This window comes from Geitlerinema sp. PCC 9228, from assembly GCF_001870905.1.
In the GTDB taxonomy this organism is placed as follows: Bacteria; Cyanobacteriota; Cyanobacteriia; order Cyanobacteriales; family PCC-9228; genus PCC-9228.
Genome location: NZ_LNDC01000159.1, coordinates 1 through 13135, shown reverse-complemented (window position 1 = coordinate 13135; position 13135 = coordinate 1). Strand labels below are relative to the sequence as shown.

Here is a 13135-nt window from a genome sequence, read left to right as displayed (position 1 = left end):
AAGCCCTTGTGGTGCTCAGAAAGCAAATTTCCAAACCAGCAACGGATGGGAATGGCATCGTATCATCAAAAAACTATAAAAAAAATCATATATCTGCTTTTCCTGCTACCAACTTACTTTGCCAACTATCCAAGTGCAAGGAACTATATTTCTCCCAAAAAGAGCCAACCAAAACCAACCTCGAAAAAATTTCTCCTCTATCGCGCTTGCAAAATACTGTATTTTGGTTGTTGTTGCTAGCTTTCTCCATGTTGGGTACCAGGATGCATTTTTGGCAGCTAGAATCCCAACAACAACAAGCTCGCTACCAAAACATACAGCAAGAAGCCGAACAATTAACCGAACGAATTACTCATTTGGAGGCGGAAGTCAATCAACTACGGGAGCGATCGGGTTTGCACAATCGACCCCCTGTAGCTACGAATTTCCAGATTGCCGAAAATAGCGGCGGCAGTGCCAAATCCATACCAACAGAACAGTTGCTGAAGACAGTTCGCCGGCGATTGTCGTTGCTGACCACCAAATTCCAAGATTCTGTCAAGCCAGCTTTAACCGCCAAGCTAGCATCGGAAGCGATCCAACCATGGGGACTTCCCATCGATACGGCAGCAGAAATTACCTCCCATTTTGGCATTCGCCGCAATCCTTTTGGTTACGATCGGTATGAGTTTCACGATGGTATCGATTTTGCTGGAGATTATGGTACTCCCGTACGCGCTACCGCGCCGGGTATTATTGTAGCAGCAGGTAGGAATGGCGGGTACGGCAATGAGGTTCAAATTCAACATGAGTCTGGATATGTCACATATTATTCTCATTTATCAAAAATTTTGGTTGGGCAAGGTACCCGCGTTCGCAGGGGAGACTCAATCGGGTATGTAGGAAGTACGGGTCGTTCTACAGGGCCCCATTTGCACTATGCCATTTATCATCAAGGGGAGGCGGTGAATCCCATTTATTACTTGGGTTGGTCTCAAACTACCTTGGCTCAAGGAAAAAATAATACTTCTACCCCGTCTACTGTTGCCAGCTCCGGTTATTAAACGATAATTGAAAGGTGTTTTTAGGAAATTAAACCCTGACTTTATGAAATTTTTCTTGGGAATCGACTTTGGAACATCAGGTGCTAGAGCTATTGCTATTGATTCTGACGGCACGATTGCCCATCAAACCAGCGTAAATTGGTGGGATAATAGCTCCTCAAATAACAGCAATCGCTGGCAACAAGGATTGTACCAATTATGCGAGCAAATCCCCGTTTCCCTACGAAAAGAAATTAGCGCGATCGCTTTCGACGGCACCTCCGGAACCGTTCTATTGTGCGACCAAAGCGGTTCTCCCCTCACCGAACCCATTTTGTACAACGACCGCCGCGCCGGAGATATGGTCGAAAAAATTCGCGAAGTGGCACCGGCGGGGCATCCCGTTTTGAGCGCTACCTCCAGCCTTGCCAAACTGCTTTGGTGGCGCGATCGCTATCCCCACATCTGGCAGCAAAGCCGCTACCTCCTCCATCAAGCCGATTGGCTGGGATTTCTCCTGCACGGTCGGTTAGGCATCAGCGACTACCACAATGCCTTAAAACTGGGATACGACCCCGGCAGCGAAGCCTATCCCGACTGGTTGCTGCAAGGATTCTCTTCTCACCTGACCCAAGTCATTCCCCATGTCGTATCACCGGGAAGTAAGGTCGCGCTAGTAAGGAAAACCATCAGCGATCGCTTTCAATTCCCTGCCAACTGTACCGTATGCGCCGGAACCACCGACAGCATTGCTGCGTTTCTTGCTAGCGGTGCCCAACAACCTGGAGAAGCCGTGACTTCTTTAGGTTCTACCCTTGCCATCAAACTCCTGAGCCAGCAGCGCGTAGATGATTCTCGCTACGGCATTTACAGCCATCGCCTGGGAGATTTATGGCTGGCTGGCGGTGCCTCCAATACCGGTGGTGCCGTTCTCAAACAATACTTCAGCGATGCAGAAATCGCCGCTTTCAGCTATCAAATCCCTGTAGAACCCAGCAATCTGAACTACTATCCCTTACCCGAACCAGGGGAACGCTTTCCCATCAACGACCCCAACTTGCAACCGCAACTAGAACCGCAACCAGAATCGCGCCTCGCCTTTTTCCACGGTATTTTAGACGGGATTGCGCGCGTCGAAAAACAAGGCTACCAGCTTTTGCAGCAGCTAGGCGCTACCCCAGTGAGGAAAGTTTATACCGCCGGCGGTGGTGCCAGCAATCAGAATTGGTCGCAGCTACGCCAGCAATATTTGCAAGTGCCGGTGGTGGCTTCTGCAGAAACGGAAGCGGCTTATGGAACGGCGTTGCTAGCTATGAAGAACGGTTCGAGCTAAAATACAACCATCGATTTCTCCGTTGCTTTTTATGCCTGCAAATCTACGCCGTTTCCTGCTAATAGCGGTAGCCTTGATTCTGGTGATTGGTTTCGGTGGTTTGAACCAATCAAACGCGCGATCGCAAACATCATCGTCGAAACTAGAAGTTGTCACCGAACTCTCACAAGCACCTGGCAATATTGCTCTTAATTCCGAAAACCGCATTTTTCTGAGTTTGCATCAGTTTTTTCAACCGGAATTGCGTGTGGTGGAAGCTTTTTCCAATGGCGCGTTGCTTCCTTTTCCCAATAAAGCTTGGTCGCAAGGAAACGACCTCAATCGCGTAGCTTTGGATGCAGTTTTGGGAATTCAAACGGATGCCAACGATATTGTGTGGATGCTGGATAACGGTTTGCGAGATGGTTCCATTCCCAAATTGGTGGGTTGGGATAGCCAGGGCGATCGCTTGGTGAATATTATTTACCTTCCTTCTCCCATTACACCAGAAAATGCTTTTATCAACGATTTAGCCGTAGATACAGATAAAAATTACATTTATATTGCCGATCCAGCCGGTGGCGATAACGCTGCACTGATTGTTGTCAATACCCGTACGGGGATGGCACGTCGGGTTTTGGAAGGTCACCAAAGCGTGGTTCCCGAAGATGTGGAACTGGTTATTGACGGCAAACCGGTACAGCGACAGTTACCCGACGGCAGCGTGGTTAAACCAAAAGTTGGCGTCAATCCCATTGCCTTGGATGCTGCTGGCGAGTGGTTGTATTTTGGTCCTATGCATGGTACAAGCATGTATCGCCTTCGTTCTGCTGATTTGCGCGATGCCAGTTTGAGGGAAGAACAACTGGCGGCACGGGTGGAACGCTATAGTGATAAGCCAATTTGTGACGGTATTGCTATGGATACGGCTGGTAATATTTATTTGGGCGATTTGTCGGAAAATGCGATTGGGGTTATCACAAGCGATCGCACCTATAAACTCTTATTTCGCGACGACAAAAAACTTCCTTGGGTGGATGCGTTTAGCCTGGGGAACGATAATTACGTTTATACCGTTTCCAATCAACTCCATCGTTCTGCTGTTTTAAACGCTGGCGAAAACGAGGCAACACCACCTTTTTATTTGCTGCGATTTCCCCCCGCTGAAAGCGCGATCGAGACTCGTTAGCCAGTGGAGATTTTTGCTGGCTTAGAACCAGCAAGCCAACTAAAACGAAACCGCATATCGCTATACACAACTATCGAGTCTACATGAGCGATGTACGGTTACTACAAGACGAATTATTTAACCCAAGTTCTTGATTTTGGGGAGTTTTTGACATATAGTATAGATAATGGGATTGGTTTGTTCAATTTTAAAATTTCGTCTATTCCCATTATCTAGAAGCGTCTATCTATAAAATACCATATTTAAGGAGATTGTGAAAAAAAAATTTCACTGCAAAAGCGATCGCTTGGTGCCCCCCTGAAAAAACAGGGGGGAAAGGGAAACTGAGAAATGCGGGAATTAGCCAGCAGTTGGCGATTCCGTAGCCGCTTCAGCTTCATCAGAACGATTTTGCGCCACTTGGTCTTCAAAATAGCGCACCAAATTAGCCAAGCTGTACTCCAACTGGTCGCCGGGGTCAACCACTTGCCAACCTTCTGAGGTGGCTTGTTGCCATTCAAAGTGCAAGTGAGGACCGGTGGAATATCCAGTGTTCCCCACCTGCGCGATCGCGCTTCCTTGTTCTACCCAGTCGCCAGCTTCTACCCACAGGCGAGATAAGTGAGCATAAAGCGTCCTTTCCTGGGGCTGGTTGTGGCGGTCAAAATGTTCCAAAATCACCGTCAGTCCGTATCCTTTAATCCAACCAGCTTGGGCGACGCGACCGCCCAAAGCAGCGACCACCGGCGTTCCTTGCGGTGCGCCAAGATCCGTACCCGTATGGAAGCGTTCTTCACCGAAAATGGGATGGGTTCGCCAACCAAACACGGAGGTAATGGTCGCCGGGATGGAGAGCGGGAATAACATAGACGTATTGTCATTTCCCGGCATCTTCAGATTTTGGATATTTTCCCACGCCTGTTGTCCGTAATAACTGTGGCGGACCACCGTGCGCTTGTCAACGCTGCGATCGCGATTTGCCTGGCGATTTCTAATGGCAGCATTGGTTTGCCGGTAGCGAGGGGTTGTTGGTTGCCGATTGTACCGAGGTTGGGGGTGGCGCGCGATCGCAGCTGGTTGCGTTGGCGGTGGCGGGCAAAATTTCCCCGAAACCACATCTCCTTTATTAACCACTCGTTCGCAACCAGTGGAACGTTCCTCCATCACCACCTGCACGTTATCTGCAGCAGGCTGTTGCTGGTTGGTCGTTGCTCCCAAATTGAAATCGTTGCTGGAATCAATGTATTGATTTTTATTGTTGTAGGATAGCTGGCGGTCACCCTGCTGTTGGGGATGGGGAAGGACCAAAGGCGCATCAGTTTGGTTGGTCGAGTCCGGTAAGGTCGGTTCTACTTGAGCTGTCTCTGGTGGTATTGGTGTGGGAGACCCTGTCGCCGATGGGGTTTGTGGCTTTGGCCGTGCTGCCGGCGTACTAGGTGTAGACCCCTGGGGGTTGGGCAGGGTATCGATGGCTGGCGATGGAGATTTTGAGTTGGCAACCACATTGCTGGTCGATTCTGCCTGGGAAAGCAAATCGGCTGCCTGGGTCGAAGGTTCCGGCACTGCGATCGCCATACCGCTGCTAAGAATTCCTATACTGCCAATCCAAGATAAACCTTGCTGCCACCAAAAGAGACGGTCGTTTTTACTATGTTGGGAATCCATAAAAAGCTGCTACCTACTAATCGTCGGTCGATGGGACAATACTTGACTTTTTTGACTTTAAAGGTAAAAAGAGGGTCCTATTTCCCATGATTTGCCAAACGGGTGCATCTTAGGAAACAGGCCAACCAACCTTTAAGCATACCCCAAAGAGACTTCACCGGGGTGCAAATATGTTTCTGCTGCCGGCGAACCATCGCACCAACGCACGCGCAATTGTCCGCCCAACGTAACGCCAGCGACGGTTGCATCCCTACCGTTAATCGCTACAGTTTCTCCTAAATGAATCAGGAGAGATTCGTAATCGGCAACCAAGGCATGGACCTCGCCGCTACGCCAGCGTTGGTATCCCTCCGACAACCCCACCAGAGTTGCCGCCATCAGTTGTTCCAACGAATCAATGGGACGCCAAGAGGTTTGCGACCAGCAAGCTGCCAGGGAAATTCCCGGCTCGGGGACTGGATTGGACCAGTTTATCCCTACGCCGACCACCGCTTGTACGATTTTTCCGTTGGCGATTCGGGTTTGGGTTAAGATTCCCCCCAATTTGCCTCCGTACAGAACCAAATCGTTGGGCCATTTGAGCGCTGCAGGCACCCCTGCTTGCCGCAAGATACTGGCAATTCCCCAGGCACTGCTCAGGGTAAGTTGGGGGGTACGATCGGCGGCTGTATGGGGAGTCAGCCCTAGGGAAAGATACAATCCCCCTGTGTTAGACTGCCACTGGCGTCCCCACTGTCCCCTGCCAGCAGTTTGTTGACCGGCTACGATCGCTGTTCCTTCTGCTGCCCCTTGACAGAGATGATCCCACAGGGTTTGGTTGGTGGAAGCGAGTTTGGGATACCAAAAAATTTGCCATGGCAACAGGGGATACTGATGGCGAACCCCGATAGGGAGATGTGCTTCGACGGCAAAATTCAGGTGGTGGGAGGAGGGAAAAATTGTCAACGCGATGGCTGTGTCTAACGTTACCGTTTATTACAGTATCATAAAAAATTTCTTTTCATAACTTTCGGTTCATGTAGACTGGACGGGGAGCTAGCAAGCCGTTTTCCAGCAACTTTTGGCGTTACCTTCTATTGTCGATGCAAGTTTGGTACTGGCGTTATTGGAACCAACTTCCCTATTTGAGCTGTAGTTTGCTGGCTGATTGGCCCCACGGCTTTTTCACCAGGCAGTTTGACCCGCAAATGCCCGCGGAGTTGGTAAAGGTTCTAGACCCGCAGGCCACGGCAGCCCGCAGCCGGCAGGTTCACGGCAACCGTATTTTAACCGAACTCCCCACCCAGCCACCGTTTCCCGAAGCGGATGGTTTGATGGCTACGGCGGCAGGAACTTCGGTGTGGGTTTGTACGGCTGATTGTACCCCGGTTTTAATGGGCGATCGCCAAAGGGGGGTGGTGGCGGCAATTCACGCTGGTTGGCGCGGGACGGCGGCGCAGATTGTCCCCCGTGCGATCGCAGGTTTACAACAGCAGGGAAGTTCCTTGGAGGATTTGCGGTTTGCCCTGGGGCCGGCAATTGGCGGTTCGGTCTATCAAGTTTCTGTGGATGTGGCGGCCCAAGTATGTGCTACTCTCAACCCCGCCGCTACCGATGCCAAAACCATGTTGGCTACCTGGGGGGTTCGCGAACGGGTCCCCTTTTCCTCGCCGGTGGTGCTTGCGGATGCCACCTTTGGGAAAATGCGTTTGGATATTCGCCAAGCGATCGCCACGCAAATCGTTCAGTGCGGGATTCGCTGCGAACAAATCGCGATCGCTCCCTATTGTACCTATCAAACTTCCAACTATTTTTTTTCCTACCGCCGCAGCGGACAATCCCAGGTGCAGTGGTCGGGCATTGTAGCTCGCCCCTTCCCCCCCTAACCACCGGCTTGACGGGCGAATGTAACAAAAAATACAAGAAAGTACAACGGTGTTAATAAAAATTTGGCTACCTCCACGTTAATGTTATAGTTTAATTAAATGTTCTTGCCGAAGTAACATTAGGGATTTCTACTCCAACACGCGACCGTACTGCGGCGATGGTGTCCTTGGCATTGGTTTTTGAGGCCATCAAGTATCGGCAACTGGGTCCATTGTATTGTAGGGTGCATATATAACCCAGAAAACGGCCAATCCCATCGAATACAGACCGAACCATCCTATCCCCCATCCAAGGCGATATTGATAGTTTCTGCCCCACAGCGATCGCGAACGTTGGCTTTACGGTTCTTGTTGTTCCAGCACAAAATAAGATAAATATATGATTCAAATGGTCGGTAAATCCAACCAAACCAAATTCCTATACTACCAACCTCATCGTACGCCAGCGCCATCTGAGTCCGTTCCGATCGACCTCGATCGTTTCAGTGCCCTATCATCGCAATTGTTCTGCGCAATCGGTGCGACTGGATACTTTCAAATGCTCCATCCCCAATGGAGTGAGGTTTTGGGATGGTCCGTCGAGACGCTGATGTCCAAGCCTTGGTTAGAATGGATACACCCAGAAGACAGTGGTTCTATCTTGCACGAACTGCACAAACTGATCGCCAACGGCACTGAAGTAGTGACCTACAAAGTTCGCCTGCGCTGTGGGGATGGTTCCTATCGCTGGTTTTGGTGGAAAGTCACCTATGCCCAGTCAGAAAAACAATTATATGCCGTGGTTCGGGATTTGGGAGAACACCCTTGGTGCGACCTCAGCAGCCATGCCAACGGCGAAAACGCCACATCCAACCAAATTCGGCGCGAATTTAATACCCCACAAGCCCATTTTCGCTTGCTGATGGAAAATGTCAAAGACTACGCCATCTACATGCTGAGCGAGCGCGGGTATATTATCAGTTGGAACGCCGGTGCCGAAAGGGTCAACGGCTACAGCACCGACGAAGCCATTGGCAAGCACATCTCCATCGTCTTCCCCCCCGAAGATATCGAAAAAAAGCGTCCCGAAAAAATTCTGCATACCGCTGCCGTTGAAGGACGTTTTGAAGACGAAAACTGGCGTCTGCGCAAGGGAGGACAGCGTTTTTGGGCCAACGTCATCGTCACCGCCATTCGCGACGCGGAAGGACAACTGTTGGGTTTTTCCGTCGTTACCCGGGATATTACCGAACGCAAGCGTGCCGAAGCCGAACTGCAACAAGCCTATCAAGATTTGGAAGAACAAGTGGAAGAACGTACCGCCGAACTTTCCCAAACCAACGCCCGCTTGTTACAAGAAGTTCGCAGCCGCCAGCGTACGGAAGAGGCTTTGCGCCAATCCAAAGCTTATTTAAAAGAACAGGCACAACAGCTAGAGAAAACCCTCTACCAGCTACAACGCACCCAAGGACAGTTAATCCATACAGAGAAAATGTCCAGTTTGGGACAGTTGGTGGCTGGCGTGGCTCACGAAATTAACAACCCCATCAGTTTTATCTATGGCAACATTGATTATGCCCGCCATTACATCGAAGATTTGCTGCACCTGATTCGCGTTTATCAGCAACAGTATCCCTGTCCGCCACCGGAAATTGAAACCGCCATCGAACAAATTGACCTGGAATTTATTGCCACTGACGCCCCACGCCTGCTGGAATCCATGCAAGAAGGGGCGGAGAGAATTCGCGAAATTGTGGTTTCCCTGCGGAATTTTTCCCACCACGACCGCACTCGCATCAAACGCGCCAACCTCCACGAAGGTTTGGACAATACGTTAATGGTGTTGCAGTATCGGTTTAAAGAAACCCCGCACATGCAGGGCGTGCGCATTCTCAAGTCCTATGCCGAAGACTTACCGCAGGTGGAATGCTATCCGGCGGAACTCAACCAAGTGTTTACCCATTTGTTGAACAATGCCTGCGATGCTTTGGAGGAAAAACGCAAAACCTCCCTCGCTGAAACCGATGGTACGCCGCCGACCATTCGCATTCGTACGTATGTCTGCAAAAATCGCGTTGCCATCGCTTTGGCTGACAATGGCTGTGGCGTTTCGGAAAACGTCCGCGAACAAATTTTCGATCCGTTTTTTACCACCAAAGTGGTGGGGAAAGGAACGGGATTGGGATTGTCTATTGGCTATCAAATTGTGGTGGAAAAACATGGGGGTAGGCTGTACCACCGGGCTTTGGAAGGAGAGGAAGCTGGCTTAAAAACAGAATTTGTGGTGGAGATTCCTTTGCAATTGCCCGATTCAGCACAGGAGACCCACCAACAAGATGCAACCGCTTAACGTCATGCTAACCTCTTGTGGAAAAAAGCGGTTGGCATTGTGGAAAAACTTGGGGAAAAGTTGTGGAAAAGCCGATCCTTGGCTGGAAAAGCAAAATGCGCTTTCCTGTGGAAAACCCCGATTCGGGAACGACCCAATCGGGTGCACCGCCAGACCGGCCGCAATCTGCTAGCGCCACCATCGCGCCGGGAACGCCCGCAAAAATTCTTAGGGGAATTCCGAATCCAGGCTGGTGTCGATTTTGGCAATCACTTCTTGCATGCGGGGATGGTTGAGGAATTCTTTGGTATCTGCTAGCAAGCGATCGCCCCACAGGTTTTCTTCTAAAAATTCTATATTGGCATAGCGACCGTCGAGGCGCAGGGCACTTTCTCCCATGGCAAGTCCCTGTTCTTTTTTCCCCTGGGCAAACAACGCCACGGCGATCGCCAGTTGCGGTTCCGCCGCTTCCCGTTCGATGGACATGGACTGACGCCACTTGGACAAAGCCGCTTCTACATCCGCCTGTTCGTATTTCACCAAACCAATATTGTTAATCGCTGGCCAGAACTGGTCGTTGATGGCAAACGCTTCTTCATACTTCGCGATCGCTTGAGAATACTCGCCCATCATATAGTAAGCATTTCCCAAATCGAACAAAGCCCCCGGGACTTCCGGTTCGACTTTTAAACCAGCTTCTAACGTTTCTACCGCTTTATCGTAGGTATTTTGGCGGAAATAAGCCGACCCCAAAGCAAATAGGATGCGGGCATTTTCCGAATCCAAGCGCCGCGCTTTTTTCAATACCTCGATGCTGCGCTCTATCCGGTCGGTTTCCAAATACAACCTACCCAACAATCCCCAAGCATCGGCACTAGCTGGCGCTAGTTGCGTGGCCAGCTGGGCTCGTTGCAACGCCGACTCGTATTGTTGAAATCGAGCCAACTGAGCGGCTTCTTCCGCCAGCGCCAAACCTTGTTTTTGTAAATTCTCAGTATCGAGCTGGGGAACATAGGGCAATAAAGCTTGTCCTTTGGCGGCGGGGGTGGTTCCCAAAAGACCCAAACTCAAGCAAAGGGATAAGAGGGAAATGCGCTTAATCACGATTCTTTTAACAAAAAACGGCAACTGTACGAGCCTAATCTACTTTAGCAGTTTCTTTGATTTTTTGACCGTTTTGGTGGGATAGAGGGGAGAGAATGGGGACCATGAAGGGGGGACCCAAACTTCCCCAATCCATGCTCCCCGACTGCCCACGTTTCCACGCTTTGATTTTATACGGCTACTAAGGAAGCAGCTTCCCAAGCTTGGTTTTGATAGCCAAACTGGAAAATTTGTGGGTGGAGAATCTCTGCTAAGATTTCAATGGATTCTACCAAACCCGGACCGGGACGGTTGAAGTAGGCATTGCCATCCACAAAGTATACCTGTCCTTGTTGCAAGGCGGATAGTTGTTTCCATTCCGGACGGTCTAACAAAGGCAGGGCGGCTTCGCGGGTGCGTTCCAACCCAAAGCCACAGGGCATGAAGACGATCGCATCGGGGTCGGTTGCCTGGAGTTGTTCCATTTGCACCCACGGAGAATGTTTGCCCGTTTCTTCCATTAAAACCGGACGTCCGCCAGCCAATCGTACCAGTTCTGGCACCCAATTGCCTGCTGCCATCAGGGGTTCTGTCCATTCAATGCAGGCCACCCGGGGTCGCTCTTCGGTAGGCAGGTCTTCGGTGGCATCTTTGCAGGCATCTACGCGACTTTGCAAGCTCGCGATCGCTTCTTCAGCTGCTTGGGGAACCTGCAAAGCAGCTGCTACCCGCTTGATATCCTGCCACACATCTGCTAGAGTATGTGGTTCTAGAGAAACAATTTGCGGTTGATGGCCGGTAAATTCTCCCACCGCCGCTTCCACATCTGCTAGGCTAACCGCACAAGCATCGCACTGGGATTGGGTAATGATATGGGTAGGTTGCAGTTGTTTGAGCAATTCCACATCAACTTGATAGACGCTCAAAGCCGATTGCAATAGTTGTTCCACCTGTGCGTGAATTTGGGCACTGCTTCCTTTCGGATCCAGCTTGGGTTGCGTGCAAACCGGCAGTTGCTGCACCTGCGCCGGATGGTCGCATTCGTGGGAGCGCCCTACCAGAGAATCGGTTTCCCCCAAACAAGCTACGATTTCGGTAGCGCTCGGCAATAAGGAAACGATGCGAAGCCTTGGTTCTCGTCGATCGCTCATAGGCCACCTGGTTAATGTCTCTACGATTTAAAAAAAACCTTCTGTTAGCTAGTGTAACGAATTTTTGAGCAAATAACAGCCCAATCGGGCACGGACGCGCTGTTGTGTCCTTCCATGGGGAGATGGCCAAGCCACCTATTTTGGCGATCGTCTCCCTTTCTGGTTTGCGTGCCCCCATTTCCCCATCACCATTCCCTCTGACAGCCGCCCCCTCCCTTCCCTTTTGCGTGTTTGTACGGAGTTTTCTGCCCTACCCACTTAAATTTGGCTAGAAGTTCCGTGAAATAACGATAGTGACATCTAACTTCGTTGAGGAGAATAAAAGTAAATCGAACAATTTACCTGCGATCGCCCCTAAAAAAATCCGTTGTTAGTGGGGTAGGAGAGGAAAAATGGCAACTTCTAGTTCCGTACAACACACCCAAAGCATGGAATTGTTGGTCCGCTACCAACAAACCCACAGTGTCCACACCCGCAACCAACTCGTACGCCTACATCAAGGTCTGGTTCGCAAGGTTGCCCACCGGATTCACCAACAGTGCCGCGAACCTTACGAGGACCTCGAACAAATTGGTTACTTGGGTTTAATACGTGCCATCGAGCGTTTCGATCCTACCACAGGTTGTGCCTTTAGTTCCTTCGCCGTTCCCTACATTCGCGGCGAAATGCTCCATTACCTGCGCGATCGCGGCCACACGGTGAAAATCCCCCGTCGCTGGCGGGAATTACAACGGCGCGGGCAAAAGGTGAGCAATTCCCTAGCAGCCAAACGCGGTTGGCGTCCCAACGACGAAGAAATTGCCAATGCTTTAGGAGTTTCTTTGTCGGAGTGGCAAGAAAGCCAACTGGCCACGCAAAATTGCATGCCCCTGAGTCTGGATGCTGCCATTACCCAACAAGACGATAGCGCGACGACCCTCAAAGATATTTTACTCGATGAGAAAGAACAAAACTGGCAGCAAATTCAAGAAGAACGACAAGCGTTGGCAGTGGCTTTAAACCGTTTGGAAGATAAAAGCCGGGAAGCGATTGAATTGGTCTTTTACCAACAGCTATCGCGCAAGCAAGTAGCCAAACTCGTTGGGGTTAGCCCCATGACCATGACTCGACGCCTGCAAAAAGGTATTCTCGAGTTGACCAACGTTCTCCAATCGGCACCGGAATCCCCAGAAGCGCAAGCCAGTGGATAGCTACAGGTTCCATTATCATTCACCAAGTTGAGGGGAATCACCCCTTCCCCTGGGACGAGAAACCTATATAATAGCAGTGTTGGATGCTAGCAAGGAAATTGGTCTGCCCGTGGAAAATACGGATGGTACGGATAGTACGTCCGGTCTCCACGCTTGGTTTGGCTATCGAAGTGTGTGCCTCGCTTTTTACGAAAAAAGACGGGAGCTTGAAAGCTCTGCCTCTTTCCCAGCCGGGAGGAAAAGCGATTTGTGCGGTTTGAGCCGCCGTCACCATCAAGTCAATGTATTAGCATCTAGAAAAGCAGGCGTAAACCTATTTTTGTTCATTATGTTGACTCTCAGCTACGAATTTAAACTCAAACCAACATCCC

Annotated in this window: 11 protein-coding genes; 7 read left to right on the top strand and 4 right to left on the bottom strand. The window is 50.4% G+C overall.

The genetic code is table 11. The annotated features are described in order from the left end of the window. The 3 genes from AS151_RS17085 to AS151_RS17075 all read left to right on the top strand — a co-directional run. The coding region (locus AS151_RS17085; protein ID WP_211517636.1) for a M23 family metallopeptidase at positions 1-1043 on the top strand (1043 nt) is incomplete at its 5' end. Positions 1044-1086: 43 nt separating this feature from the next. Then, entirely contained in the window at positions 1087-2355 is a 1269-nt protein-coding gene (locus AS151_RS17080) for an FGGY-family carbohydrate kinase (protein ID WP_071518271.1), read from the top strand. Positions 2356-2386: 31 nt separating this feature from the next. Continuing rightward, on the top strand, positions 2387-3523 hold the full coding sequence (locus tag AS151_RS17075) for an L-dopachrome tautomerase-related protein (RefSeq protein WP_084639683.1): 1137 nt from the start codon (positions 2387-2389) through the stop codon (positions 3521-3523). A gap of 339 nt (positions 3524-3862) precedes the next feature. Here AS151_RS17075 and AS151_RS17070 read toward each other — a convergent pair whose 3' ends face one another. Together AS151_RS17070 and AS151_RS17065 are read right to left on the bottom strand one after the other, a co-directional pair. Beyond that, the gene (locus tag AS151_RS17070; protein ID WP_071518270.1) at positions 3863-5167 is read right to left on the bottom strand and encodes a M23 family metallopeptidase; all 1305 of its coding nucleotides are present in this window, start codon (positions 5165-5167) and stop codon (positions 3863-3865) included. Between the two features lie 132 nt (positions 5168-5299). Continuing rightward, complete coding sequence (locus tag AS151_RS17065) at positions 5300-6112, bottom strand: biotin--[acetyl-CoA-carboxylase] ligase (RefSeq protein WP_244533063.1); 813 nt, start codon at positions 6110-6112, stop codon at positions 5300-5302. Between the two features lie 137 nt (positions 6113-6249). Here AS151_RS17065 and pgeF point away from each other — a divergent pair, with 137 nt between their 5' ends. Together pgeF and AS151_RS17055 are read left to right on the top strand one after the other, a co-directional pair. Continuing rightward, positions 6250-7032 carry a peptidoglycan editing factor PgeF gene (pgeF, locus tag AS151_RS17060; RefSeq protein WP_071518269.1) on the top strand — a complete coding sequence of 261 codons (783 nt, stop codon included), beginning with the start codon at positions 6250-6252 and terminating at the stop codon, positions 7030-7032. 379 nt (positions 7033-7411) lie between these two features. Next, positions 7412-9361, top strand: coding sequence for a PAS domain S-box protein (locus tag AS151_RS17055; RefSeq protein ID WP_071518268.1), 1950 nt, complete (start codon positions 7412-7414; stop codon positions 9359-9361). Between the two features lie 207 nt (positions 9362-9568). Here the strand turns inward: AS151_RS17055 and AS151_RS17050 are convergent, their stop codons facing one another. Then, positions 9569-10444, bottom strand: a complete 876-nt coding sequence (locus AS151_RS17050) for a tetratricopeptide repeat protein (RefSeq protein WP_071518273.1) — start codon at positions 10442-10444, stop codon at positions 9569-9571. Between the two features lie 170 nt (positions 10445-10614). Further along, a complete protein-coding gene (locus AS151_RS17045) occupies positions 10615-11574 on the bottom strand; it encodes a cobalamin-binding protein (RefSeq protein ID WP_071518267.1) in 960 nt (319 codons plus the stop codon). A gap of 392 nt (positions 11575-11966) precedes the next feature. Between AS151_RS17045 and AS151_RS17040 the strand changes: the two genes are divergently transcribed. Next, on the top strand, positions 11967-12764 hold the full coding sequence (locus tag AS151_RS17040; protein ID WP_071518266.1) for a sigma-70 family RNA polymerase sigma factor: 798 nt from the start codon (positions 11967-11969) through the stop codon (positions 12762-12764). 109 nt (positions 12765-12873) lie between these two features. Beyond that, positions 12874-13135: hypothetical protein (locus AS151_RS22605; protein ID WP_211517635.1), on the top strand; the 262-nt coding region annotated here is incomplete at its 3' end.

What these genes read in the sequence shown, in the direction of transcription:
- AS151_RS17080 (WP_071518271.1), top strand. Translation starts at nt 1,087, where the DNA reads ATGAAATTTTTCTTGGGAATCGACTTTGGAACATCAGGTGCTAGAGCT.
- AS151_RS17075 (WP_084639683.1), top strand. Translation starts at nt 2,387, where the DNA reads ATGCCTGCAAATCTACGCCGTTTCCTGCTAATAGCGGTAGCCTTGATT.
- AS151_RS17070 (WP_071518270.1), bottom strand. Translation starts at nt 5,167, where the DNA reads ATGGATTCCCAACATAGTAAAAACGACCGTCTCTTTTGGTGGCAGCAA.
- pgeF (WP_071518269.1), top strand. Translation starts at nt 6,250, where the DNA reads ATGCAAGTTTGGTACTGGCGTTATTGGAACCAACTTCCCTATTTGAGC.
- AS151_RS17055 (WP_071518268.1), top strand. Translation starts at nt 7,412, where the DNA reads ATGATTCAAATGGTCGGTAAATCCAACCAAACCAAATTCCTATACTAC.
- AS151_RS17045 (WP_071518267.1), bottom strand. Translation starts at nt 11,574, where the DNA reads ATGAGCGATCGACGAGAACCAAGGCTTCGCATCGTTTCCTTATTGCCG.
- AS151_RS17040 (WP_071518266.1), top strand. Translation starts at nt 11,967, where the DNA reads ATGGCAACTTCTAGTTCCGTACAACACACCCAAAGCATGGAATTGTTG.